Raw genomic sequence first — 587 nt, 5'->3', positions numbered from 1 at the left:
TCTCGGCATTCCTGCTGAACCGCTCTTCCGATCTATATCCTAAATATGGCGATAATGCTCTGGAATGTTTCCAGCTTATAAGGATGCACAAAAAATAGGTGAAGCTACAGCTCCTGATGATGATTTTGAGGTTGACTGGTCTCCTAACAGCGAATTTTTAAGAACAGTAGGTGCAAAACGAATCAATCAATATATGAAAACTTCAGGGATTAAATTTGTACTTGAATGGGTAGAGTTAGCGTGGAAAAAATCAACAAAAACGTGGTTTCATGACCATGATGTTCATGAAGTACTTAAACGATCAGGAATAAAGCGTCCTGAATTCCTAGACGGATCAGAATGGTTTGAAACGGATTTAGAAACAGCAAAGTCAGCAATTAAAGCAGTAAAAGAAGGGCAATCTGCACTTGATAGTGTTGGAAGTACAAATGCTGACGATCATATTACACTTCGCCCAGAACAATCATTAGCGGTAGAAAAAACTCGAAAAAATTTCAAAAAAAATAAAAAAATGCTATGGAATGCCAAAATGCGATTTGGAAAAACTTTGACTTCCTTAGAACTTATAAAAGAACAAAAATATACCA

Annotated in this window: 1 pseudogene; it reads left to right on the top strand. The window is 36.3% G+C overall.

Annotated features, from left to right (window positions below):
• Positions 1-64 precede the first annotated feature (64 nt).
• Positions 65-587, top strand: a pseudogene (locus tag BABA_RS25835) (Eco57I restriction-modification methylase domain-containing protein); the annotation flags it as partial.

It is taken from the genome of Neobacillus bataviensis LMG 21833, from assembly GCF_000307875.1.
In the GTDB taxonomy this organism is placed as follows: Bacteria; Bacillota; Bacilli; order Bacillales; family Cytobacillaceae; genus Neobacillus; species Neobacillus bataviensis.
This window is presented reverse-complemented; position numbering and strand designations above follow the sequence as displayed.